At 69.8% G+C, this 24,728-nt stretch carries 19 protein-coding genes and 1 pseudogene; 13 read left to right on the top strand and 7 right to left on the bottom strand.

Annotated elements, in window-relative coordinates; genetic code table 11:
* Nucleotides 1–840 precede the first annotated feature (840 nt).
* Nucleotides 841–2,466 carry a monocarboxylate uptake permease MctP gene (mctP, locus tag F7Q99_RS21740; RefSeq protein ID WP_153463918.1) on the bottom strand — a complete coding sequence of 542 codons (1,626 nt, stop codon included), beginning with the start codon at nucleotides 2,464–2,466 and terminating at the stop codon, nucleotides 841–843.
* Nucleotides 2,466–2,693: a DUF3311 domain-containing protein gene (locus F7Q99_RS21735; protein ID WP_326846961.1), complete on the bottom strand. Its 228-nt coding sequence runs from the start codon at nucleotides 2,691–2,693 to the stop codon at nucleotides 2,466–2,468. Before F7Q99_RS21735 ends, mctP begins: the two co-directional genes overlap by 1 nt.
* 367 nt (nucleotides 2,694–3,060) lie before the next feature.
* On the opposite strand from F7Q99_RS21735, the gene F7Q99_RS21730 reads away from it, so the two are divergent.
* A complete protein-coding gene (locus tag F7Q99_RS21730; protein WP_153463911.1) occupies nucleotides 3,061–3,810 on the top strand; it encodes a COG4315 family predicted lipoprotein in 750 nt (249 codons plus the stop codon).
* A 17-nt stretch (nucleotides 3,811–3,827) separates the two neighbouring features.
* Here the strand turns inward: F7Q99_RS21730 and F7Q99_RS21725 are convergent, their stop codons facing one another.
* Nucleotides 3,828–4,448: an RNA-guided endonuclease TnpB family protein gene (locus F7Q99_RS21725; RefSeq protein ID WP_153463908.1), complete on the bottom strand. Its 621-nt coding sequence runs from the start codon at nucleotides 4,446–4,448 to the stop codon at nucleotides 3,828–3,830.
* Between the two features lie 311 nt (nucleotides 4,449–4,759).
* Between F7Q99_RS21725 and F7Q99_RS21720 the strand changes: the two genes are divergently transcribed.
* From F7Q99_RS21720 to F7Q99_RS21690, 7 genes are all read left to right on the top strand, one after another.
* Nucleotides 4,760–5,248: a sigma factor-like helix-turn-helix DNA-binding protein gene (locus F7Q99_RS21720; protein ID WP_153463906.1), complete on the top strand. Its 489-nt coding sequence runs from the start codon at nucleotides 4,760–4,762 to the stop codon at nucleotides 5,246–5,248.
* Nucleotides 5,245–5,988 carry an anti-sigma factor family protein gene (locus F7Q99_RS21715; RefSeq protein WP_153463904.1) on the top strand — a complete coding sequence of 248 codons (744 nt, stop codon included), beginning with the start codon at nucleotides 5,245–5,247 and terminating at the stop codon, nucleotides 5,986–5,988. Before F7Q99_RS21720 ends, F7Q99_RS21715 begins: the two co-directional genes overlap by 4 nt.
* 389 nt (nucleotides 5,989–6,377) lie before the next feature.
* Nucleotides 6,378–6,944 (top strand): sigma-70 family RNA polymerase sigma factor, encoded by a 567-nt coding sequence (locus F7Q99_RS21710; RefSeq protein ID WP_195911140.1) that lies wholly within the window; start codon nucleotides 6,378–6,380, stop codon nucleotides 6,942–6,944.
* A gap of 147 nt (nucleotides 6,945–7,091) precedes the next feature.
* The gene (locus F7Q99_RS21705) at nucleotides 7,092–7,616 is read left to right on the top strand and encodes a hypothetical protein (RefSeq protein WP_153463898.1); all 525 of its coding nucleotides are present in this window, start codon (nucleotides 7,092–7,094) and stop codon (nucleotides 7,614–7,616) included.
* A 228-nt stretch (nucleotides 7,617–7,844) separates the two neighbouring features.
* On the top strand, nucleotides 7,845–8,300 hold the full coding sequence (locus F7Q99_RS21700; protein ID WP_326846960.1) for a WhiB family transcriptional regulator: 456 nt from the start codon (nucleotides 7,845–7,847) through the stop codon (nucleotides 8,298–8,300).
* 236 nt (nucleotides 8,301–8,536) lie between these two features.
* Nucleotides 8,537–9,442, top strand: a complete 906-nt coding sequence (locus tag F7Q99_RS21695) for an oxygenase MpaB family protein (RefSeq protein WP_326846959.1) — start codon at nucleotides 8,537–8,539, stop codon at nucleotides 9,440–9,442.
* 322 nt (nucleotides 9,443–9,764) lie between these two features.
* A complete protein-coding gene (locus F7Q99_RS21690; RefSeq protein WP_195911139.1) occupies nucleotides 9,765–11,018 on the top strand; it encodes a threonine/serine exporter family protein in 1,254 nt (417 codons plus the stop codon).
* 26 nt (nucleotides 11,019–11,044) lie between these two features.
* Here F7Q99_RS21690 and F7Q99_RS43705 read toward each other — a convergent pair whose 3' ends face one another.
* Nucleotides 11,045–11,323, bottom strand: a complete 279-nt coding sequence (locus F7Q99_RS43705) for a lantibiotic dehydratase C-terminal domain-containing protein (RefSeq protein WP_407697814.1) — start codon at nucleotides 11,321–11,323, stop codon at nucleotides 11,045–11,047.
* Nucleotides 11,324–11,928: 605 nt separating this feature from the next.
* Between F7Q99_RS43705 and F7Q99_RS43700 the strand changes: the two are divergent.
* Nucleotides 11,929–12,282 (top strand): annotated as a pseudogene (locus F7Q99_RS43700) (hypothetical protein); the annotation flags it as partial.
* A 307-nt stretch (nucleotides 12,283–12,589) separates the two neighbouring features.
* Nucleotides 12,590–13,231 (top strand): site-specific integrase, encoded by a 642-nt coding sequence (locus F7Q99_RS41285; RefSeq protein WP_326847241.1) that lies wholly within the window; start codon nucleotides 12,590–12,592, stop codon nucleotides 13,229–13,231.
* A 66-nt stretch (nucleotides 13,232–13,297) separates the two neighbouring features.
* Here F7Q99_RS41285 and F7Q99_RS21680 read toward each other — a convergent pair whose 3' ends face one another.
* From F7Q99_RS21680 to F7Q99_RS21670, 3 genes are all read right to left on the bottom strand, one after another.
* Nucleotides 13,298–13,696: a hypothetical protein gene (locus tag F7Q99_RS21680; RefSeq protein WP_326846958.1), complete on the bottom strand. Its 399-nt coding sequence runs from the start codon at nucleotides 13,694–13,696 to the stop codon at nucleotides 13,298–13,300.
* Complete coding sequence (locus F7Q99_RS21675) at nucleotides 13,693–14,547, bottom strand: IS5 family transposase (protein WP_153463757.1); 855 nt, start codon at nucleotides 14,545–14,547, stop codon at nucleotides 13,693–13,695. The genes F7Q99_RS21680 and F7Q99_RS21675 overlap by 4 nt, the downstream gene beginning before the upstream one ends.
* Before the next feature lie 397 nt (nucleotides 14,548–14,944).
* Entirely contained in the window at nucleotides 14,945–16,321 is a 1,377-nt protein-coding gene (locus F7Q99_RS21670; RefSeq protein ID WP_326846949.1) for an IS1380 family transposase, read from the bottom strand.
* 1,440 nt (nucleotides 16,322–17,761) lie between these two features.
* Between F7Q99_RS21670 and F7Q99_RS21665 the strand changes: the two genes are divergently transcribed.
* The 3 genes from F7Q99_RS21665 to F7Q99_RS21655 all read left to right on the top strand — a co-directional run bounded on the left by F7Q99_RS21665 (nucleotide 17,762) and on the right by F7Q99_RS21655 (nucleotide 24,696).
* The gene (locus F7Q99_RS21665; protein WP_153463889.1) at nucleotides 17,762–22,249 is read left to right on the top strand and encodes an AAA domain-containing protein; all 4,488 of its coding nucleotides are present in this window, start codon (nucleotides 17,762–17,764) and stop codon (nucleotides 22,247–22,249) included.
* Complete coding sequence (locus tag F7Q99_RS21660) at nucleotides 22,246–23,094, top strand: hypothetical protein (RefSeq protein WP_195911138.1); 849 nt, start codon at nucleotides 22,246–22,248, stop codon at nucleotides 23,092–23,094. Before F7Q99_RS21665 ends, F7Q99_RS21660 begins: the two co-directional genes overlap by 4 nt.
* Before the next feature lie 183 nt (nucleotides 23,095–23,277).
* Nucleotides 23,278–24,696 carry a hypothetical protein gene (locus F7Q99_RS21655; protein ID WP_153463886.1) on the top strand — a complete coding sequence of 473 codons (1,419 nt, stop codon included), beginning with the start codon at nucleotides 23,278–23,280 and terminating at the stop codon, nucleotides 24,694–24,696.
* The last annotated feature ends 32 nt before the right edge of the window (nucleotides 24,697–24,728 follow it).

Raw genomic sequence — 24,728 nt, 5'->3', positions numbered from 1 at the left:
CCGAGGTTCTGGCCGGCGTCGGTGCGAGCCCCGCACACGCACGGCTCTCGGTCGAGGAAGTAAGGACGGCGGTGCTGTTCCGTCCGTAAGAAAGGTCGCGCGGCGCCGACGGCTTCCGCCCCGCACTCCGTTCGGGAGCGTCAAGGAGGGCATCGGCGTCACCCTCGAGGTCGCGGTCGTCGACCCCGAGACCATGGAGCACTCGGTCGGCAAGCTCAGCCGCGTCCATGACCTGCGGGAACGGTGATCTGCGCCGACCGGCACGGACTCGGGACTTCGGTCGACGGCCTGTCACTGCATCTTCGTCGCCAAGGGCGTCCGACGCGGCGCGTCCTCTGCGCCGACCCGCTACCGTGGGTGCGTGTTCGGCCTCCGCTGGCAGACTGGCCCAGAGCAGTGCCCGGGCGAGTTCGACGTCAAAGTCCCGGAAGTTCTCGCCCGCGGTGGCGGTGGCACGGTGCAACAGCTCGACCGCGAGCGCCGGTGCCCGAACCAGGAGCGGATCCAGCGGCGCGCGCAGCCACGCCACGTCCTTCCGGGTGGTCCGGGGGGAGCCGTGGCCACCGCCACGGCGACGGCGCTCTTCCTCACCGACGCGACCACCCAGGCACCGCTCGTCGTCGCGGGCGGCATCGCGATGCTGCTGCCCGCGAGCCCGTGGCCGAAAGCCGGTCCCGGTCCGTCAGGAGCCGACCCGGCGTCGAACTTCGTGGCCTCGTCCACCAGGATCTGTTCGAGCGGTGGCACGGAAGGTCAATCGCGTCCGGACCGGGTTCTGCCGAGTCCGGCGGGCCGGGGAGTGGCGCCGTGCGGGCGCCGCACCCGGCCCGCCGCAGCGGGTCAGTCGGCCATGGCCGGGGCCGGACCCGGCGTCGGCTCGGGCGCCTCCGCTTCAGCCCGGTAGTCCTCCGGGCTGGTCTCGTCGGTGCCCTGCGGAGTCCGCGCGAGGCGCAACAGGACGGTGAGCACGGCGGCGACCAGGAGGTTGAGCACGAAGGCGGTCAGGCCGATGTAGCCGTTCTGGCCGATCAGCGGGATCAGCGTGGTGCTGCCGCCGAAGTGCTTGGTGGCGGGCGTGGCGATCCCGTACGCCTGCCAGGTGCCGTAGGCCATGCCGACCGCCCAGCCGGCCAGCAGCGCCCAGTGGTGGAACCACCGGGTGAATAGGCCCACGACGACGGCTGGCAGGGTCTGCAGGATCCACAGGCCGCCCAGCAGCTGGAGGTTGATCGCGAACTGCTTGTCCATGCTGAGCACAAAGGCCAGCGCGCCGACCTTGACCAGCAGCGAGGAGACCTTGGCGACCTTGGTCTCCTGCTCGGGCGTGGCGTTCGGCTTCAGGAACTCCTTGTAGATGTTCCGGGTGAACAGGTTGGCCGCGGCGATCGACATGATCGCCGCCGGGACCAGCGCGCCGATGCCGATCGCCGCGAAGGCCACGCCGGTGAACCAGCCCGGGAACAGCTGGTCGAACAGCTGAGGCACCGCGAGCTGGGCGTTGTAGCCCTTGACGTCCTTGCCCACGCCGGCCGCGATCGCCATGAAGCCGAGCAGCGCCAGCAAGCCGAGCATCAGCGAGTAGGCGGGCAGGAGCGCCATGTTCCGGCGCACGGTCTTGCGCGACTTGGCGGCCAGCACACCGGTGACGGTGTGCGGGTACATGAACAGCGCCATCGCGGAGCCGAGCGCCAGCGTGGCATACGCCCACTGGGCGTTCGGGCCGGTCACCATCGAGCCGGTCGGCTTGTGGGTGACGGGGCTGACCGTGCTGAACTTGGTCGCCGCCGCGTCGAAGATGTGCCCGTAGCCGCCCAGCTTCATCGGGAGGTAGACCACCGCGACGATGATCACGATGTACACCAGGGTGTCCTTGACGAAGGCGATCAGCGCCGGCGCCCGCAGACCCGAGGAGTAGGTGTACGCGGCGAGGACGGCGAAGGCGAGGAACAGCGGCAGGTCCTTCATGAACCAGTTCCCGCTGCCGCCGACCCCGAGCACGTCCAGCACCGCCTGGATGCCGACCAGTTGGAGCGCGATGTACGGCATGGTCGCCAGGATGCCGGTCACCGCCACCGCCAGCGACAGCGCCTTGGAGCCGTACCGCCCGCGCACGAAGTCCGCCGGGGTCACATAGCCGTGCACCCGGGCCACCGACCACAGCCGGGGCAGGAACAGGAACACGAGCGGGTACGCGATGATCGTGTACGGCACCGCGAAGAAGCCCGCCGCACCCGTGCCGTAGATCGCCGCCGGGACGGCTATGAAGGTGTACGCGGTGTACAGGTCACCGCCGAGCAGGAACCAGGTGACCCACGTCCCGAAGGAACGCCCGCCCAGGCCCCACTCGTGCAGGTGCAGCGCGTTGTCCGCCTTGCGCCAGCGCGCGGCGAGGAAGCCGAGCACCGTCACCAGCAGGAAGAACAGCACGCACACCACGAGGGCCGGCACATTGACGTGATTGCTCATCACACATCACCGCCCCGGACAGCCTTGCGCTGCTTCTCGTCCCGCCCGACCAGCAGGTACGCCGCACCGGTGAACACGGCCGACACCGGGATCCACAGGATCTGGTACCAGTAGAAGAACGGCATCCCGCCGACCGTCGGCGTCAGCTTGGCGTAGGAGGAGACCCACAGCACCGTAACCACCGGCACGGCCAGGGCCAGCCCGGCGAGCACCCGTTCCGGTGTCACCGGCGGCAGGCTGCGCGACCCCTCTTCCCCGCTGGTTTGACGGACTTCCGTTGACATCTGTGCAGCCTCCGTGTTTCTGATCCAGCATCCGCTCGGTCGGGCTCTCCCGGCCGGCGCATGCCCACCCTTACGGCGGTGCACCGGCTCGGGTTCAGGCAGTGGAGGGGCTCATTGCCCGAAGAGCCGTCCGGGCCGTCAACCGCGCCGGCGCCCGCGCGGGACGACCACGGCGAGGCCGGCGACCAGCAGGCTCACCCCGAGGGAGACCGCGCCCCAACGGCGTTCCTGTCCGCGGCAGTTGGCCGAGCCCCTGGGTGACCTACCTCACATGCCGGAGTTGGGGCGCGGTTGAGGAATTCGCGGACCGGTGCCGTCAAGTCGCCGGACGGCTGCCACCGCAACGGTCGTCCACAACGCCGCCGGCTTCACGCTCTACCGGTTCGACAAGGACATTGCGAAGCCGTCCAAGTCCAACTGCCACGACGCCTGCGCCACCACCTGGCCGCCGGCCCTGGTGCAGCCCGGTTCGCGGATCTTCGTCGACGGCGTGCCCACCTCGGAGATCGGAATCGTGGACCGCGCCGACGGAACCCGTCAGGTCACCATCGGGGGTTGGCCGGTCTATCGCTTCAGCAAGGACACGGCCGCAGGGCAGGCCAACGGCGAAGGTGTCGGCGGTACCTGGTTCGCGGCCTCCCCGCACGGTGGGAAGGTCCTGCGCCCGACGGACGGTACGGGCGCGCCCTCCTCCGCCACGCCGAGCGCCGGCGCCTCCGCGTCCGCCTCCTCGCCGGCGAGCGCTCCCACCGGTACGCCGAGCGCCGCCGCGCCGTCCAGCCCTGTTACCTCCCCGGTGGCCCTCGGAAACGACGTGGTCACCCTGGACAGCGGCCTCAACTTCACCGAGCCCGACGCCTCCGAGAACATCGCCGGCCCGGGCTGCAAGAACACCGGCCGCGGTGACCTGGCGCTGTCCCTGGACCTCAGCGGCGGCCCGGTCAAGATCTGGACCGGCCGCGACTGCACCGGCACCTCGGCCGTCGTGACCAGCAGCATCCTGGACCTTTCCAAGATCGGCTTCGACAAGAAGATCGCCTCGATCCGGTTCGGCGACTGATTGACTTCCTCCCCCGGCTAAAGCCGGGGGATTCCTCCCGCGCCTGCGGCACGGACACCCGTGGGTCGCAGGTCGCCGAGGTGGGTTCCCCGTTCAACGGGCCGTGCCTGGCGTGGGATCGCCACACCGGGACTTGCCGGCTCTCCAGGGGCGTTTAGCCTGTCCGCCTGCCCGGCGGCCAGGATGTTGCGAGCAGCGTTGAGATCACGGTCATGCAGCACACCGCACGCCGGGCAGGCCCACTCGCGCACCGCGAGGGGCTTGGGTCCGTCACGGTGCCCGCACTCCGAGCAGAGCTGGGACGACGGGAGCGCGCGGTGCACGATGTGGACGGTGCGCCCATACCGGGCCGCTTTCTCTTCGAGCAGTCGCCGGAAGGTGGCCCATCCGGCGTCGTGGACGGACTTGGCCAGACGGCCCCGGGCGAGGCCGCGCACGTTCAGATCCTCCAGGGACACCGCTTGGGTTTCGCGGATGATCCTGGTGGTCTGCTTGTGCAGCCAGTCCATGCGGCTGTCGGCCACCCTGGCGTGCGCCTTGGCGACCTTGCGCCGGGCCTTGGCCCGGTTCCTGCTGCCCTTGGCCTTACGGGACAGCTCCCGCTGCGCGGCCTTGAGCTTCTTCTCCGCCTTGCGCAGGAAACGCCGTCGCGCTCAAGCCGGCGAGCCTCGTCATGGTCTTCCGCATGCTGGCCGCTGTCCTGCCCTGTCGGTTCGCCCTTGACCTGGAAAGAGAGCCGTTCAACCGATTGTCAGACTCACGCGGGGATGGTCCTGGACACCGGCCGGACGTCCGCCTGCCGCCGACCGGTGGCGCGAGCGACGTGGCGAGACCATGACGGGGATCACGCTGAACCGGACGCCTGGCCTGTCCGTAAGGTGAGAGGACGTCGAGTGGGAGGCGGCCCGACCGCGCGCTCCCACCGCTGCCCCGGAAGATTGTCAGGCTGATGAAGCATGCTCAGGAGCGGCTGGTGCGCGAGTTGTACGCGCGGCACGCCGCTGCGGCGTATCCGCTGGCCCTCGCACGCACAGACGGCGACCGGGAGCGGGCCGGTTCGCTGCTCCGGGTTGCCCTGATGGGCGCTCTGCGCCGCCCGGCCGCTCCGGCCGGTGCCGACATCGGCGGCCGGCTGGCCGATGAGCTGCGTCGGCGGTCCGCCGCCCGCCCGCGGTTCGGGCTGCTGCGAAGGCGCCGCAGTGCCCCGGCCGAGCCCGAGCCCGCCCGGCCGCCCGTCGGGCCGCCAGCCATCGCGGACACGCTGGCCGGACTGCCGTCCGAGTACCGGGATGCCCTGGTCGAGACCTTCCTCAGGGGCCGGACCGTGCAGCAGGCCGCGGAGGCCCTCGGCGTTCCGCCTCAGGCGGTGAAGTCCCGTCTGTACTACGGGTTGCACCGCCTTGTCCTCGCGATCGAAGAGCAGGAGTCGACCTGGTGAACCGGAGTCCCGCCTGCGCCGACCTGGGCGCCTACGTACTTGGCGGACTGGACGGGCCGGAGACCGACGGGTTCGAGGAGCACCTGCTCGGCTGCGAGCAGTGCCTGAGCGAGATCGGATCCTTCCAGTCGGTGCGCGACCTGTTGCTCCCGCTCGTCGGGCAGCCGCTGGAGCCCGCCGTCGCCGGCGAGAGCCGCACGCCGGTCGCAGGCCCGCCGGGTGACGACCTGCTGCACGAGCTGCTGCGGGACGTCGCCCGGGAGCGGCACCGCGCGACCTGGCGGACCGTGGCGGCGCTGACCGCTGCCGCCGCGCTGCTGGTCGCGCTGCCCTTCGTCGCGCTGTGGTCCGGCTCCGGTCGGCCGGTGGCCGGCGGCCCGGCCACTTCGATGCCCAGCCCGGCCGCGATGCTGATGATGACCGGTGAGCAGCACACCGCCACCGACGCGGTGACCGGCGTCACGGGGGCGGTCGGCCTGGAGGACAAGGCCTGGGGCACCCATGTCGCGCTCCAGCTGAGCGGCGTCGACGGGCCGCTGGTCTGCTCGCTGGTGGCGGTGTCCAAGAGCGGCGAGCGGGAGCCGGTGACCAACTGGTCGGTGCCGTCGCCCGGGTACGGCGTCGCGGGTCACCCCGATCCGCTGGTCGTCCACGGCGGCACCTCGCTGACCCGGCCGCAGCTCGACCACTTCGAGGTGCGCACCGCGGACGGCCGCCGGCTGGTGTCGGTTCCCGTCTGAACCCGCTCCGCCTCTGAGGAAGGGGACGGCCCGGTCCACTGGACCGGGCCGTTTCCGCGTTTCCGGCCACCGCCGCGTGCGGTGGCGGCGCCCGCTGAACGACACTGTCACGGAACCCCGCCAACTGGCACATCGTCGCAGGTCAGCGCGGCGATGAAGGCCTATTCGCGGCTCAGCCGCCGGTGCACCGGGAGGAACGGGCGACCGTTGGACCCGCGAAATCCTCCGTTCGTCGCGCACAGCGGCGCCCTGGACGTGCCGTCACCTCGCCGAAACGGCGCGGACCGCGCGCTTGCGGAGCCACTTGGCGGATGTGCGCGATCACGGCAGCCGGGAGGCTCGGTATGACTCGCCAGAGAGGCCAGCAATCACCGCATCAGAGGACCCTCATGACCCAGCTCGCCCGTCAGCCCCAGGCCGCTCCCGCGACCGGGACGCGGATGACCGACGCCAAGTTCCGCGCCGTGCTGACCACGTACCAGCCGGCCGTGTACAGCTACATCGTCAAGCGCACCTTCGGCGACGCCCAGCTGGCGGAGGACCTCACCCAGGAGGTCTTCGTCCGGGCCTGGCACCACCCGGAGATCCTCACCACGGACCACGGCACGCCGCTGCCGTGGCTCTACCGGGTGGCCCGGAACCTGCTCATCGACCACCTGCGGGCCCGCGGCAGCCGGCCGACCGAGGTGGGTGCGCCGGACTTCTCCGTCTTCGCGGAGAAGTCCGCGCTCGGCGACGAGATCGACCGGCTGCTGAACAACTGGTCGGTCCGCCAGGCCCTGGCGTCGCTCAGCGAAGCGCACCGGACCGTACTCACCGAGCTGTACTTCAACCACCGCTCGCTCGCCGAGACCGCGCAGCTGCTCGGAATTCCCGAAGGAACCGTCAAGTCCCGTTGCTTCTACGCCATCCGCGCGCTACGCCTGGCGCTCCAGGAGCACGGCCTGCCGCGGTAGCGGCGCTTTTCCCGGACGGGTACGCGAATTCGGCGAAGAAATTCCGAACGGATTGAGACCCGACACCATTCGGCCCGTTAGGGGGGATGCGGGCGACGACCAAGACCGCCCCGTACCTCCCACTACCTGTCAGCCAGGAAGGCCACCATGCCCACGTTCAGCCGGACCGCCCTGCTCGCCGTCGCCGGCGCCGCCGCCCTGACTCTGGTCGCCGCCTGCGGGTCCGACGGCACCTCGGGGACCGCTTCGCCATCGTCCGCCGCGGCCTCCGGCGGCCCGGCGCTCGTGGCGGCCGGATCGAACACGCTCGGACCGATCGTCACCGACGCCGACAGCAACACGCTCTACCGGTTCGACAAGGACCCTGCCAATCCTCCGCCTCGAACTGCACCGGTGCCTGCGCACACCACCTGGCCGCCGGTGCCCGCCGCGGAGCACATCCGGGCACAGGGCGTCGACAGCGCGCTGATCGGCTCCGTGACCCGGACCGACGGCACCAAGCCGCTCACCCTGGGCGGCTGGCCGCTCTACCGCTACGCCTCGGACGCCAAGCCCGGCGACACCAAGGGCCAGGGCGTCGGCTGCACCTGGTTCGGGAGCACGCCCACCGGCAAGAAGGCCCCCGCAGCCACACCCGCCGCCAGCGCCGCCCAGAGCGGCAGCGGCTACTGAGCAACCCCGGGAGCGGCGCGCGCCGTCTGACCGGCCGCCGTGCTCTCCGCTGTCCAAGCCTCCTCTCGAAAGGGTGAGTTCCATGTCCGGTGCCCCAACGCACGCCGGGCTCTGGCCGGCGGACCGGGCCGGCGAGGACCCGATGGCCGACGCCGCCTGCCGATGCGTAGACCCGGAGCTGTTCTTTCCGGACAACCGCGGCGGCGGCGGACCCCTGCCGAAGCCCGGGTGACCAGGGCCAAGCAGATCTGCCGGGCCTGCCCGGTCCGCCGCAGGTGCCTGCGTCAGGCGGTCCGGGACCGCGAACTGTACGGCGTGTGGGGCGGCCTCACCGGACAGGAGCGCCGCGGGCTGCTCAAGCAGGTGCAGAACTTCCGCGGCCTGCCCGCCGGGGTGCCGGCCCGGCTTCAGTACGGCGAGCCGGTGCGGGTCCGGAGCCAGGACCGACCCGCCGTCGCGGCCACCTTGGTCAGGGCCGGCTGGAGCAATCAGCGGATCTGCCACGCCCTCGGCATCGATCCGTCAGAACTGCGGGCCGTGCTGCGGGTCGCCCGGCGGGTGCTGTGGGTGATCGACCTGGTGGGCACCGACCAGCCGCCCGCCCTCCCCGAGGGCCGCCGCCGGCCTGCGGACCCCACCGCCCACTGGCGTCGCCCTCCGGGCGGGCTGCCGCACGCCGCCTGATGGGAGCTACAAAGTCAAAGAGACTCGGTGCCGTAGCCGCCGGCAGGTCAGCACTCTCGCGGCCGGAGCCGTTCGAGCACTGAAGTACCTGACCAGGGGAGGAAGAGTTGCTGCTGATCTGAGGAGATCGACCCCGCGGTGACCGGCGATTCGTCGCTGTGAACCAGTGTCTGCACACGTCCGTAAGACGGCGGGTGCAGGAAATCCCTGCCCGGGCAGAGCAGTAAAGGCCGACCGTGAAGACCCTTGCCACCCCGACCAGCCGGGACACCGCCGACTGTGGGCTATTCGGCCCGTCCTCGGTGACCTGGCACCTGCACGCCGATCCCGCCATGTGGGCCGGTGGGATCAGCGCACTCCACCTGCAGGCGCTGCATCCCCTCGCGGCGCTCGGCATCGTCCAGAACTCCTCGTTCGAGACGGACCCCTTCGGCCGGCTCTTCGGAACCGGCTCCTTCATCGTCGCCACCACCTGGGGCACCCGTGCCCGGGCGGAACAGGCCGGCGCCCGGGTGCGGGCCGTGCACGAGCGGCTGCGCATCCACGATCCGCGCAGCGGCGCGGTGCACCGGCTCGACGACCCGGACCTCCTGCTGTGGGTCCACTGCGCGCTGGTCAGGTCCAACCTGCACGCCGTCCAACGAGGCGGCCTGCCGCTTCGCGCCCAGCAAGCGGACGACTACGTCCGCGAACAGCGGCGCATCGCGGCACTGATAGGGCTCGCCCCCGGCGATGCCCCCGGGTCGGTCGCCGACCTGGAGGACTACCTGGCGGGCATGCGGCCCGTGCTGACCGCCTCCGCCGAGGCACTGGACATCCACCGCTTCGTCTCCCGCCCACCACTGCACGGGCCGCACCGCGCGCTGCGCCCCATCTGGAGCGCGGCCTCCCGCCTCGGCTACTCGCTCATGCCCTCGTGGGCCCACGACCTCTACGGCCGGCCCGGTCGGCCCGCGACGGTAGCGACCGGGATGCTGCGCGCCGCTCGGGCCACGGCTCTGCTGGTCCCGTGGCGCACCCGGCTCGGCTTCCCAACCCGCGATCTGCACCAGGCCGTCGAACGACTGGGACGGACCGCCCTGCCCTCCCGCCGCCGACTGCGTAGGCGCACCACGCCTACGGCGACTGATCGCAGCCAGTGAGGCCCGGTTCGGCGTCGGCGCAGCGATCTTCGTCGCGGCTTCCCTCTGAACATCGGCCTGGCCGGGGCCGTCATCTCGGCTGAGCGACGCACACAGCGCGCCCCGGATCACGAGGAGATCTTCATGACGGACTTCTGACAGCACTCGGCTCTCGCCTTGTCTTGGTGGTCAGTCACCGGTGCGGGTGGCCCTGCCCCGGGCGTACCGGTCGCGCATCGGCCAGTTGTGACCGATGCGCATTGCTTCACAGCCGCCGCATCGCCACCAAGGCGGCCCCGTACACGTAGAAAACGGAAAAAGGTTGCACGCGACCGTACGCGCCATGTTCAGCACAGTTCCGCCAGACCGGGGTCCCGACTCCCCGGCCGACCCGCGGCGCCGCCTCCTGCTCGAACTCGGTGCAGGCCTGTTGAGCGGCGGCCTGCCCGTCCACGATGTGGAGGAGGAGCTGCGCGGGCTCGGACGGACGCTGGGAGCGCCCGATGTGCGGGTCGCCGCCCTGACCACCGGGCTGTTCGTCGCGCTGAGCGCGGACGACGCAACCGCGTTCGAGCCCGTCGGCCCCGCACTGCGGTTCGAGCAGACGGCCGACCTCCTCGACGTGGTGCACCGGCTGCGCGCGGGCGGACTCGAAGGGCACCGGGCGCTGCGCGACCTGGACGCGATCCGCCGGGCACCGGCGCGCTGGCCCGCCTGGGTCGCGGACCTCGGGATGGTGCCGGTCGGGGTGGGGCTCTGTCTCTACCTGCAACCGGTGGCCTCGAACGTCCTCGCCGCCGCGATCGGCTCGCTGCTCGTGGCGGGCCTCACCATGACGGCTCGCCGGCTGCCGCTGCTGCGGCCACTGCTGCCGGTCACCGCCGGCTTCCTCGTCTCCGTTCTCGTGCTGGGAGCAGCCCGGGTCTCACTGCTGGACGGTCCGCTGCGCACGATCGTCGCCACCCTGGCGATCCTGCTGCCGGGCGCTCTTCTGGTGACCGGACTGTCGGAGATCGCTGCGGGTGCGGCCAGCGCCGGAACGGCCAGGCTGGTATCCGGCTCCGTGCAACTGGCGCTCTTCCTCACCGGCGTGGTGGCCGCCGCCACCGTCACCGGCGTTCCCGTCTCCGCGCTGGCCGACACCCAGGTGGCCACACCCAGTTGGTGGGTGATCTGCCTGGGACTGGCGCTCGCCGTGGCCGGGCTCGTGATCAACGTCAACACGCCACCGCCGGCCATCCCGTGGATCGTCGCGGTGATCGCGGTGGCGGCCGCCGTCCAGGTGACGGTGGGCTCCGCCAACGGCGCGGCAGTGGGCGGCCTGGCCGGCGCGGTCGCCGCCGCGGCTGCGGCCACCGTCGCGCATTGGCTATGGGGCGGCTCATCCTGGCAGGTGCTGTACCTTCCCGCATTCTGGGTCGTGGTGCCCGGCTCCTTCGGCCTGCTCAACACCGCACAGATCGAGGTCGGCAACGGGGCACACGCCGTGCTCGCAGCAGTGTCCGCCATGTTCGGGGTTTCCATCGGCACGCTGATCGGCTCGGTTATCAGCCGGATTCCCCAGCCCACAACCGCTCCGCCGCGGCCGCGGCCCTGACCAGGCAGACAGCCACGCCGCCGGCTTCACACGAGTGGCGCAGTCGGCGAACACCACGGCCCGCCACCCGACCGCTCGCACGGTTCATGGGTCAGGAACTCGAGCCGCCGGGGATCGGCGGCGAAGATCCGGTTACAGCGCATGTGCAGCACGGATGCCAGCACACGGACGGTTGTTCTGGTGTTCTCAGCGGAACGGAGGGATTCGATCAGCGCCTTGAGTGCTGCCGCAGCCCCCGGGCGCACCGCGCCCTCGCCCAACTCCCGCTCCAACGCGGCACGATGCTCCCGGTGGTACCTGCCCACGCGGTTGCCCGTAAGAAGGAGAGGCGCAGGCCGTCCTGACTGGCTCTGACAGGTCGGCCTGCGCCTCGTGCCCGGTGACACGGATCCGGCGCTCTTTCTCCTGCCACTCCTCGAGCTGGTGGTCGATGCTCCACGATGCGGACCTGCGCCTGCGGCAGTTGGTGCTTGGCACTGAAGGTCTCCGTGTCGGCGTCGAGGCAGGAGCCGCCGAACTCGGCGATGGCTGCCCGCTGGCCCTACCGTCACCGTTGGGGAAGTTGTACTGCTTTCGAGGTCGGCCGGGGGTGAGCGATCCAAACGATCCCGTCCCCGTGAACGCCGCGCGCCGGGCCATCCGCCGCTGGTCGAGGCCGAAGACACCGGTCACGATCTCCTTGAGCTCGGCCGGGATCTCCAGCTCGCCCTATTGCACCCCCATATCCGTCATCGAGATCGCCCGCCGATGACAGGTGCACTTGTCGCCACGACAAGGGATCGCCCCAGGTCAGAGGCCCCTTTCACCCGCTTGTGGGTGAGGCGTGAGGGCCGGGATTCACCGCCTGCTGACGCCCGCCAGGAGATCATGAGCATGGCTGTTCGCACGACCCGTGTTGGAAGTGATCACCATGCGCTCCGCAGCCCACACCGGGCACATATACCGCCGATGCGGCTGCCGCGACCAGGGTGGCAAGCAGCTCGCAGCCCACTGCCCCGAGTTCGCCACCGATCCCGATCACGGCACCTGGACCTTCTCGCTCGACCTCCCCTCCCCCGACCGCCGTCGCAACAACATCCGCCGCGGCGGCTACCCCACCGCCGAAGCCGCCCGAGCAGGGCTGCGCCGGATGATCGATGGCCAGGCCGCCGGCTACCGCGCCGACCCCAACCAGACCCTCGCCGACTACCTCACGACCTGGCTCAAGGACAAGCAGCTCGCACTCAAGCCCACCACCTACGTCCGCTACCGCGATTACGTCACCCACGACCTCATCCCCGCCCTCGGCACGATCAGGCTCGACGACCTGGGTCACTCCCATATCGCCGCTTCACCCACACCCAACTCGCCGCCGGACGTGGCCAGGTCACTGCCCACCGCTGCCTCGCCACGCTCTCCAGCGCCCTCGGCGACGCCGTCCGCCACCGCCGGCTCCCCTACAACTCCGCCCGCCCCACCGTCATCCCGAGGCCCACAGCGGCAGAACGGCAGAACGGCAGATCTGGACCGTGCAGGACGCAATCCGGTTCCTGGACTGATGCCGAGCCACCAACCCAGCCTTCGCCGGCCTCATCGAAGTCCTCATCGGCACCGGCATCCGCAAAGGCGAAGCCCTCGCCCTGCACTGGAACGACGTCCACCTGCCCGAACGCGTCCTCTACATCCGCTACACGCTCTCCGCCATCGACAACAACCGCCTGATCCTCACCTCACCGAAGACCCGATCCAGCAAGGCCTGGGTCGCCATCTCCCCGCGCGTCGCCCTGCGCCACCGCGCCGAGAACAAGGACCTGTCGCTCTCCCACGCGGGCCACGGCGGCTTCGTGTTCCACCACCCCGACGGACGCCCCCTCCACCCCGCCTACGTCCTCAACCACTTCCACGACCTCTGCCGCGAGTTCGACGTCCCCCGCACCACCGTCCACGACCTTCGCCACCTCGCGGCCACCATCTCCATCACCGCAGGCGTCCCCCTCATCGTCGTCTCCAAGACCCTGCGCCACGCCACCCTGTCCACCACCGCGAACATCTACGGCCACCTCACCACCGAGGCCGCCCGCGACGCCGTCAACACCATCGACCGCGCCCTCACCACCGCCGACCAGCCGGCGCCCCCCATCCGGCTCCCCCGCCCGAGAACACCCGGGACTCACGCATCCCGGATCCCCAGGCAACGCACCACGGACAAGGATCCGACACAGAAGGCAAGTTGATGCCTACGCCCGAAGGGCGAGAAGATCCATCCCAGATCCCCGATATCACCATGCACTCAGTGGACGTTAAGTCCGTTTCTGGTAGCGGCCTCGTCCGGGTTGGGTGAGGAAGCCTTGGCGGGTGAGGCGTCCGAGGCGGCTGCGGGTGATGTTGACGGACGCCTCGTCGGTGGGTATGCCGAGGAGTTTGTGCAGCTCGCGTGCCCGGAATGCCTGGTCGGGGTGCTGGTTGAAGGCATTCACGATTGCCTGGTAGGTGGTGTTCGTCTCGGGTGGTTCGGATTCGGCTCCTGCCGGCGTGACCTCCGCGATGATCTTTCGGGTGGTGGCCAGGTCCGTGAGCCGCGCTTCGGTCTCGGTCAGGTCGGCGGCGAGCTCTTCGATCCGGACCCGTAGTTCTGCGGCCCGGGCGGCGGCCTCGTCCTGCCGGGTCTGGAGGTCTGCCAGGAGTTCGGCGACGTTCACGCGGCCAGTCCAAGGGTGTCGCGCCAGGCCGGGGCTGGTGTGGTGAGGCGGCGGGTCATGTTCGCGGTGGAGGCCCAGTAGACGCGTGAGGCGGAGGTGTCGGGCCGGTGGTCGTACTCGCGGGCGAGGCGCCGATGCAGCATCAAGGTGCCGTTCGTCTGCTCCACCACCCACCGTTTCGGCTGCGGGACGAAGCCCTTGCCCTGGTCGGCCGGGTTGCGGCGGACGACTTCGACGTCGATGTCCAGCAGTGCACCGTGGATGACGACCTCGTCCTTGAAGCCCTGGTCCACCAGGGCCTTCTCCAGACGCATCCCGCACCGTTCGGCGGCCTGGTCGAGCAGGGCGGTGCCGGCGGCGTTGTCGTGGGCGGAGGCGGCCAGGACGACGACACCGATGATCAGCCCCATGACGTCGACGGCCAGTCCCCGCTTGCGGCCCGACACCTTCTTGTTCGCGTCCAGTCCCGTGGTGCTCTTCGGAACACCGGCGGCCGCGCGGACGGACTGGGTGTCGATGATCACGAGGGACGGGTCCTCTAATCGGCGGGCCCTCTCCCGGATTTGGCAACGCAGGAGTTCCTGGATCCGCTGGTCGAGCCCATCCTGGCGCCACAGGCCGAAGTAGTAGAACACCGCCGACCAGGACGGCAGGTCATGGGGCAGGTAGCGCCACTGACAGCCCGTCCGGTTCTGGTAGAAGACCGCGTTCACGATCTCCCGCAGATCACAGGACCCCGGATCCCCGGTCGCCGATCGCGCCACCCGGTCCTGCTTCCAGGCCGTGATCATCGGCTCGATCAACGCCCATTGCTCGTCCGATAAGTCGCTCGGATACGCCCGTCTGTCCATGCGCCGCAGAACATCACCCGAACCACGACTGGCACGCCAGTACGGCCAACGTTCACACGAACGAGCGATCACGAGCCGAGAGAAAAGGGACTTAACGTCCACTCACACGGCCCCGAAAACGCGTCAAGGCCGTTTCCGCATCACTGCGAAAACGGCCTCCGACCTGCGAAAACGCTGGTCGGGACGACAGGATTTGAACCTGCGACCCCTTGACCCCCAGTTAGCCTCGATCTTGCATGACGGCTCGTCAGCCTGGCTGGCGGGCCGTTTCTGCTTGGCTGGGCTGGGTGTTCTGCCGACGGGTATGGCGAGGGCCCGGCTGTCGCGTCGGGTGGGCGCCGGGTTCCACGGCTCCGGAAAGTGGCGGGTGCTCGTCGGGACGGGGTGTTGTCGCTGGTCAGCCGGGGTTCGGCAGGGCTTGCAGGCGTGCGAAGGCGTCTGTGATCAGGTCGGTCCAGGGCCAGTGGCGGGCGAGGCGGAGGTGCCAGCGGCGGCCGGTGGTGACCAGCTGGGCGGCGGCGGAGAACAGCCGCAGCCGCAGGCGCTTGGGCTCCCACCGGCGAGCGGACCCGGTCAGGGCGAGCATCGGCATCCAGGCCAGTAGGTCGAGCGCGATCTGGACGATCTCCAGCCAGACCTGGTTCTGGGCGGCGTCGTGCAGGGGCAGGTTGCGCAGTCCGGTGTCACGGGCGGCGCGGATGCGGTCCTCGGCGCGGGCCCGCTGGCGGTGCCGCAGTTCCAGGTGCGCGATCGGGGCGTGGGCGGTGTTGGTGGCGAAGCAGGTGAGCCGCATGCCGTCGGCGTCGGTGAAGCGCAACTGGGCTCCGGGGTGCGGCCGTTCCTTGCGGACGATCAGCCGCATCCCCTTCGGCCAGCCCTTGAGCACGTCACCGGCGAGCTCGGCGACCCAGGCGCCGTCACGGACCTCGCCGTCCGGCTCGACGGCCGCCGTCCAGGTCGAGGCCGGGACCAGGAGCACGGCCTGGTGGATCGCATCGGTGATAGTCATCCCGACCGAGTAGGACAGCCATCGGCCGCGTGTGGTGAGCCAGTTGAGGAACTTGTGGGTGCCCCCGCCGGAGTCCGTCCGGATCAGCGTTCGGCGTCCGCGCCGGTGCTTCCTCGGCAACTGGGCCAGCGCCAGACGGGCCGCTTCGATGTGGTCGGCGGCGGTGTTGCTGCCCGCGTTGCCCGGTCTCAGCAGGCCGGCGACCGGTTCCCCGGAACCATCGCGTCCGTGGTCGACGAACGCGAACAGCGGGTGGTGGCCGAAGGTCTTCTTCCAGGTCTTGGCGGCGTGCTCTTTCTCGGAGTGCGCCAGGACCAGGACCCCGTCGATGTCCACGATCACCTCGCCGCCCGCGTCCGGGGCAGCGTTGCCGGCCAACCGCCAGACCTGCTCGCGGACTTCGGCCCTGGCCCGGCGGATCGCCGCGAGCGCTCGCGGTCCGGCCATGGCCAGGGTGTCGACCAGGCGGGAGACGGTCGGGTCGGAGGCCACCGGGCCGAACAGGGCGGGCTCGGCCCGCAGCATCGCGATATCGGCCAGGCAGTCCCCGCCCAGGGCCACGGCGAGCGCGACGTCCAGAAGGATCTTGCCGGGATCATGAACCGCCCGCTGCTTGCGCCACGGCGTCAGCGCCGCCGACAGCGCCGCGTCCAGCCCCGCCTTGCGGGCGGTCTCGACCAGCAGCACGGCGCCGGACTGCGAGACCACCCCGCGACCATCGCCCTCGACGCGGACACTCGGATACAACCCGCTACGCTTCTTCACCTGAGGAGTGCAGCTTTCTTGATGACGATCATGACCCTAGACAAGTCCAATCGTCCCAGGTCAGCGGCACTCCTCGTTCTTTTGATCACGCCTCGGACAGCGCTGCTCGTGAAAGCGCGAGGTTAAGGGGTTCAAATATTGTCGACAGCCGAGACCTCAAGGTCTCGGCTTTTCCGTTGCTCAACTACCCTTCACCACAGGGTCATTGAAGAGATCCGGCGTGCCGAACCGACTGCAGCACGCCTCCGAGGGTGAGGCACCGTCAGTGTTCACTTCGTACATAGACGTCCGTTTTCGCCCATGGGCGCTCATACGCGCTCATCTCGTGTGGTCCCAAAGTGGTCCCCAAGTGGTCCCCAGGGCTCCGGTCACGGCGAGTGACAGATATCTGGCGGACCCTCAGCAGCGCTCGACAGCGGCGCCTGGCGGTCGGCCAGGATCGGCGCAGCCAGGCGTGGTCGGAGCGGGCGGATCAAGGTCGCCTACCCACTGGCTACGGATCGTGACCTTTCGGGTCGTGTGTCGTCTTGAGCGTGTCATGTCCGCCTGGTTCTGACGTGCCTCGCGCACCGCCCTGTACGCCCTGCCGACACGCCCGGCACCGCAGCGAACCTTGGATCCGGGATCACCGAGTCCCAAGAAGGAGGAACCATGGGACAGCGTTCGCGGCGTGGCCGGGTCTATCGGCGGTGTGGGTGCACGGACGGAAACAGGAATCAGCTCGGGCCGTGGTGCCCACGGCTGGCCGGGGACCTCAAGTACGGGACGTGGACGTACGCCGTCAATCTCGCGCGGGAGGAGGGCCTGCGTCGTGTCCGCTGGCGGGGCGTGTTCGCGAGCCGTGCCGAGGCCGCGCGCGAGATGGCTGCCATCCCATGACGTGCGACACCTGGCCACCATTGTGCTCACGAACCATGTCGAGGTCACCGTCATCTCCCAGACCCTGCGCCGCCGCGCCGCCATCGCACCATCAGCGACATCTACGGCCACCTCATCAACCCTGCCGCCCGCGACTCCGTCAACGCGATCACTGACGCCCCGACCGCAAGGAACGCGAGGCGTTCGATCGACCGGTATTGCCCGAGCAAGGCCGGTCGGCACCATCAAGCCGGCACCGGCCAGTGCGGCAACGCCGCCTGATCAGCTCTTGGAGCGGGACGTAGGCCTGGGCGCACCGGCAGACCAGCCGCAGCCGCCCCTGCCGCAGCCGCCGGTGTCGCAGCCGCCAGCCGAGAATGGGCCCGCCGGCAGCAGCCATCCCCCCGTGGGAAACGACGCGACGAACAGACCTGCACATCCCGGCACCCGTCCGCACCGATCCTCAAGCAGCCGTCAGTCGGCCTTGAAGAGAACCGACTTAACAATTGCGCCAGGCATGCACCGAATCAGGACATCGTTCGTCGTCCGCATGCTCGGCCTGGAGAACTCCCTCATTCTTGAATGTTCGCCACCAGACGACAGGGAGTGATGGTGAGTTCCTCCACGCGGCATGCGCGCAACCCGGAGATCGTCGCCGCGACGACACAGTTGGTCAGCTTCCTGCGGGAGCTGGTGCAGACCGGTACCCGCCGGGTGCGGGACTGCCGGGACAAGTCGAGGGAGATTCTGTGGTTGGCCGACTTGCCGGAGGATGTGGCCCAGCCGTGTGAGCGCGAGGACGGCTTGGTGTTGTCACTGGACTTCGTTCCGCCTGCCGCACCTCCGGAGTTGCCTGCTGTGCTTGAGGGGTGGGTGGATCCGGTAGCAGCGGCTGACCCATACGCGGGGGATCCGCCTCTCGCGGGGGAGGGACCGGCGGTACAGGTCGGACCGCAGGATCCGGTGCCGGTAGCTGGAGAGTTGGTTCCCCGGCATGAGGCGGCGGAGCAGTTGGCCGCATACGCGACGTGGTTGGCCAGGTGGCGGCGTTGGGCGGAGGCAGAGCAACAGGACGCTCCGCGTCGGAGCCTATACGAGGGCTTGTACGCGTGGCACCAGGTGCTGGCGGTGCAGGACGACCAGCGCGAGCTCGTCCTGGCGGTCGGCCTGCTGTCGTTCGAGGACTCTGCCGGCGCGGGCGTGTTCCGCCACATGCTGACGCAGCGGCTGCACACGGCCGTGGACCGGCGCACTGCCCGGCTGACGGTGCGGCTGGCTCCGGAGGGCGCACTGCGGGTGGAGGACCAGGACTTCCTCGACAGCGACGACGGATGGGATCCGGAACGTGCGATCGCTGTTGGGGAGGAACTACAGGCCCGGTCCCCGCACCCCTTGGGGGAGGCGGTCCTTGAGCAGCTGGCTCAGTGGCAGGAGCGTGCGCTCGCCCGGCCCGTGGTGTTCACCGCGGCTTGGGAGGCGCCGGGCAGGGCCGGCGACCCGGTCGCGCGCCTGACCTACGCACCCGCGCTGGTGCTGCGCCCACGTGACCGCAATGCCCTTATCCGTGTCTACGAGCAGATCGGCGATTCGATCGCGTCCGAGGCGTACGCCCCGTTGGGCATCGCGCAGCTGGTGACACTGGCCAACGACAGCGAGCGCCGCGCCTGGACCGGGGCCCTACCCGAACCCTTGTTGGGGGACGACCCGCTGTTCCCGTTGAAGACGAATGCGCAGCAGCGGCAGGTGCTGCGGCGGCTCGAACAGGACACCGGGGTCGTGGTCCAGGGACCGCCGGGTACTGGCAAGACGCACACGATCGCGAACCTGACCGCCGCGCTCCTCGCGGAGGGCAAGCGCGTCCTGGTCACCAGCGCCCGGGATCAGCCGCTGACAGTTCTGCTGAGCAAGCTCCCGCCGGCGGTCCGGGAGCTGTGTGTGCTCCTGCTGAGCGCCACCAGTCGCGACGGAACCAGCGAGCTGGACCGGACCGTGAACACGCTGATCGACCAGGTCGCTGCGGCCGACCCCGAGGCCGTCACCGCTGCCGTCGACCGGCTCACAGCCGAACGCGACCGGCTACGTGCCCGAATTGACTCCGTCACCGACCGGATCGTCGCCGCGCGTGTCGCAGAGACCGAACATCACTCGGGCGTCGCCCCGGGATACGAGGGCACCCTCGCCGCCCTCGTATCGCAGGTGCAGGCTGAGGCCGACCAGCTGGACTGGATCGGTACCCTCCCCGAGCAGGCCGCACCAATACCACCGCTCCTCGCGGCTGACGCCCTGGAGCTTCTCCTCCTGCTGCGGGCAGGTGCGATGAAGGAGGACAACCCGGGCTGGCTCCCCGCCGAAGCCGATCTCCTCGGGGCCGATGAAACGGGCTTGCTCATCGAAGCGTCACGTTCCGCAGACAGCGGTCTCGACACCTCGACACTCCGGGTTCGCGATGCGCTCACGAGCCTCCCGATCGCCGTCACCGACGAGATCGCCCACCATCTCGCCGAGGCATTGAAGGCACTGCACCGCCTCGGCCTGCCCGACAGCCCCGCCCGGTGGCCTCGCGACCACTGGCAGACCCGCGCCCTGACCGATCGGCTCGCACGCCGGGAGACCTACGTCTGGCAGCGCGTCACAGCAGTCGGCCCCGACCTGGAACAGGCACGCAGTCTGCTGGAGGCCACCGGCATGGCCACCGTCGCCCTGCCCGAGCCGCTTACTCAGGACCGGGCAGCCAGCCTCATCCACTGCGCGGAAGAACTGCGGGACTATCTGCGTGACGGCGGCAAACTCCGAACCCGCTTTCCCACGGCCGTCCAAAAGCGCACCCAGGAGAGCCTGCAGACCTGCGCCGTCGACGGACGCGTCCCACAGAGTGTCGACGCCCTCGACACCTTGATCGCCCATGTCCGCGCCCACCGCGACGTCCTCGCTGCCACCGCCCGCTGGAACGCGGCCGGTGTCACCTGGCCGCCTGCCGACCCCCACACCCAGCTAGCACGCCTGGTCGAACATCACGAGCAACTCGCCGCCATCGACACCTTCGCCAGGGCCCGCGAGAGCGCCGACTCTCTCCTGAACCGACACGGCCTGCGCATCCCGTTGAACACCCCGGAGGAATGGCACGACCTCGTCCAGGCAGAAGATGCGCTCGGCCGCCGCCGGGAGGCCGACGCGGCCGACCGCGATCTCGACACCCGCGAAAGGGAGTTGCGCGCCCACGCCACTCCCGCCCCGGCCGCACTCGCCCTCGCAGACGCCCTGCGCGACCGCGACCCCAACGCCTACGCGGCGGCGCTCCAAATGCTCCTGGACGCGCGCGACGCCGCCTCGTCCCACCGCCGCTGCGTCGAACTGCTCACCACCCTGCAACAGGCACACCCCACGCTCGCGGACCGACTCACCCGCGACCCCAACCACCCCGTCTGGGACCAGCGAATGAACCGGCTCGGCCCCGCCTTCGCCTGGGCGGCCGCGTCCCGCTTCGTCGCGCAGCAGCCCACCGCAGGCCTCGACCACCGGCTCCAGGCCGAACTCGCCCAGCTGGACCAGCGACTCGAAATCGTCACCGGAGACCTGGTCGCGGCCCGCGCCCGCGCCCACCTGATCGCCAGGATCACTCCCGAGCAGCGCTCCGCCCTGCAGGCATACCGCTCCCACATGACATCCGTCGGCAAGGGAACCGGCCGCCATGCCGGCCTCTATCGCGCGGCCGCACGCGACGCCATGAACGTGGCCCGGGACGCCGTGCCCGCCTGGGTGATGCCGATCGCCCAAGTCGCCGAAACCCTCCAGGCGCACCGGGACGCCTTCGATGTGGTCATCGTCGACGAGGCCAGCCAGGCCAGTATCGACAACCTGTTCCTGCTGTGGCTCGCGCCGCGCGTCATCGTCGTCGGCGACGACAAGCAGTGCACCCCACCGCCGAACGCGCTCGGCCCGCTCCAGATCGTGCAGGACCGGCTCACGGCCTACCTGCCCGACCTGCCCCCGCGCCTGCGGCAGCTCTACACCGCCCACACCAATCTCTACGGGCTGCTGACCAACTTCTTCCCCAAAGTGATCCGGTTGACCGAGCACTTCCGCTGCATGCCGGAGATCATCAAGTGGTCCTCCGACGAGTTCTACGACAAGGCGCTCGTCCCGCTGCGGCAGTTCGGCGGGGACCGGCTGCCGCCGTTGGCCACCCACTTCATTGCGGACGCCGTCGTGGCGGGCCGCGATGGCCGCATCCACAACGTCCGCGAAGCTGAAGCCCTCGTCGACCACCTCGCCACCCTGATCGACGACCCCGCCTACAGCGACCGTACCTTCGGAGTCATCGTCCTCCAGGGCCATCAGCAGGTCCGCGTCATCGAACGGCTCATCAACGCCAAGATCCCCGCCACCGCCCGGCAACGGCATGCCTTGCGCGTCGATGTCCCCTCCGGATTCCAGGGCGACGAACGCGACGTGATCCTCCTGTCGATGGTGGTCACTAGCCCGGGCCGCATCTGGGGAGGCAACCGGTTCGAACGGCAAAACTACAACGTGGCCGCCAGTCGGGCCCGCGACCAGATGCACCTGTTCCACTCCGTGCCCCGCCACCGCCTCAAAACGGACGACCTGCGCCTGAAACTCCTGGCCCACATCGAAGACCCGGGCGCTGCCTACGACAGCCAGGACATCGGGCCGGTCCACCCGGACCGACCGAACCGCGCATTCGAGTCCCTGTTCGAGCAGCGCGTGTACCTGGCGATCACCGCGCGCGGCTACCGGGTCGTACCCCAGTTCCCTGCCGGCGGCAAGCGTATCGACCTGGTCGTCGTCGGCACCCACCAGCGCCTCGCCGTCGAATGCGACGGCGACTACTACCACTCCGACGCCGACGATGTCCGCAAGGACCACCAGCGCGAGCGCGATCTGGAACGCGTCGGCTGGCAGTTCTGGCGCGTCCGCGACAGCGAGTTCCGCCGCGACCCCGAGTCAGCCCTCGCCAGCCTGTGGCCGCTCCTGCAGCGGCTCGGCATAGATCCGAAGAGCACCGACGAAGACCCGCACGCCACCTCGACCGCCACGGAAGGATCCCAGTGACCGACACCACCGCTCCCGACATCTCCCAGCTCGATGTCGCCACCCTCAAGGAGCTTGCCCGCGTCATCTGCGGAGACGACGACCTCTACTACCGCAGCGGCCGGGACATCTCCGAGTTCCTCACGCGCGCTGGCTGGGAACACGTCCCCGCCTACCAGGGACAATACCGCCGCGAATGGACTGTTGAACTCCTCATCGAACGCCGCCACTTGCCTGGCCAGTTGGAGAAGGTTCTACTCCGGCTGGCCGAGCCACTGGAGTACCTCGACGAACCGGAGCAGCTCGCCGCCGTCGTCACCGCTGTCAACGCCTTCCTGATCCACGAAGGCCTTCGCATCGTCACCCCAGGAGGCCGGCCCCGCATCATCACCTGCGACCCGGCACTCGCCGGCCCCGGACACCACTCCCCCGCCGAGTTCCGCGGCACCCTCGCCGACATCATCACCGACCCCCGCGCCGCCCAGGTCCTTCAATCCCGCATGGACGAAGCACAGACCTGCTACGAAAACGGCGCCCACGTCGCCGCGATCATCATGCTCGGCAGCATCCTCGAAGGCGTCCTGCTGCGCGCCGTCCTGGAACGCGACCCCTCACTGCTCGGCAACGCCAAGGTCGACAAGATCTCCCTGGCCGAACTCATCAAGCGCTGCCACACCGCCGGCTGGATCGACGCCGACATCGAAAAGTTCTGCCACGAGCTGCGCGAGTACCGCAACTATGTCCACCCCCGCCAGGAGATCGACGCCACCCACACCCCCGACCGCGACACGCTCAACGTGTCCTGGCAGGTGGTTGGTGCTGTGCTCAACGACCTCCACGCCAGCCGACCGCAGCCCACCTCCTGACCGGGCACACGAACGAGCCCCGGCCCCACGCAGGCGAGGGCACCCTGCCGGACCGCCGCGCCGGCCGATCAGGCCGAAACAGTCAACCCGCGTCCTCCCACCAGGGGCGCGGGCCTGGCCCGACCCCGCACCCACGTCAACTGCGCATGCAGCCACCCACAACCGGAAGTGAGGGAACCGCAGATGTCCGCAGCGACCGACCGGATCTTGGCCGAACTCGCCGACACCACCCGCGTCCACGTCCGCTCCGCCGCCCAGCTGGTGTCGGACGCTGACAAGGCCGCCGCCGGAATCGACCGCGAACGCGCCCGAAAGGCCGAGAACAAGGAGGAGGTGTTCCGCAAGCCGTTGACCGAGCCGCTACCCGCCGCCGAACGCGAGGACCTCACGCTCACCACCTGGCAGGTGCTGGGCACCCTCGCCAGGTCCAGCACACTGGCCCGGCACGGACAGGGTCGAGGACTCGCCGAGCACTGGCAGTCCCTGAAGTACTGCCGAGCCATGGCCACCCCCAAGGGCGCTCATCTACGGCTCAGCTCCAGCGGCGAGAGTCCCGAGCAGTTCCACCGCGGCCTTCAGGCACGGGAACTCGGACGCGCCTTCGGCCTCGCCCTGGCCGAGCGCACCATCCGTCTGCGCCACCCCGACCGCATCATCGCCACCATCGACGCCGAAGCCGCACTCCTACCCGGATTCGCACGCAGCGACAAGCAACCCACGCTCGGCGCATGGCCCCGCCCGGACTACCTCATCGAGGCCTGGAAGCCTGACGAGCCGTCGATCGTCTACGCCGTGACAGCCAGCGGCAACCACCAAATCGCCACCCCGCGCACCGGCAAGGCGCAGCGCACCACGTTCCGCCAGCTCGCGAGGGCCAGCGAACGTGTCGAACACCTCCACATCGGGACTTGGAACAACACCGGCTGCTTGCTGATGTCGACCGAGCTCCTTGCCCCCGGCGGCATCACTGTCCACGCCCTGCAGGCATCCGGCAGCGCGCAGCTGCGGAACGCGCACCTCGACCTCGAGGACGGCTCCGACATCGACCGCCGGCTGAAGCGCAGTCTGCAGTACGTAGACACCGTCCGTGTTCCCGGCCCGGAAGGCCTTCCCCGAGAGCACAGGCACAACGCTTTCCTCATACCGGTCAAGGAACTCAGCTGGTTCGCCCAGGTACTGGCGGCTACCGGCGCCGCCGGGCAACTCGCCTGGACCGGAGCCGGCAGAGAGATCAGCCGTTACCTGACCGCCGTACAGGGCCGCCACCGTTACCAGGAACGTACCTTCGCGGGCGCGGCCAGTGTCCGCGACGCCCACCACACCTTCAACGGTGAGCGTTTCGTCGGCACCGACCAGGTCTTCCGGCTCGACGGACAACGAGTCGAGGCGTTCTCCGGAATGGCGGCACCCCTGTACGAGCTCCTGGAGATGGGGAAGGTGGAGGAGTACCGCCGCCTCGCCTACGAACGCCGGGATGTATGGCCAACCGGAACCACTGCACCCGGCTGGGGTCCTACGTCCTTCCGTGACGACGGCACCGTCATGGCACTGCGCATTCTCCCCAAGGAGCCTGCTGTCCGCCGCACGCAGCGGATCCGGTAGAAACCCGCATTCGGTTCGAAGACCTGGAGATG

The organism is Streptomyces kaniharaensis, from assembly GCF_009569385.1.
GTDB lineage: Bacteria > Actinomycetota > Actinomycetes > Streptomycetales > Streptomycetaceae > Kitasatospora > Kitasatospora kaniharaensis.
This window is presented reverse-complemented; position numbering and strand designations above follow the sequence as displayed.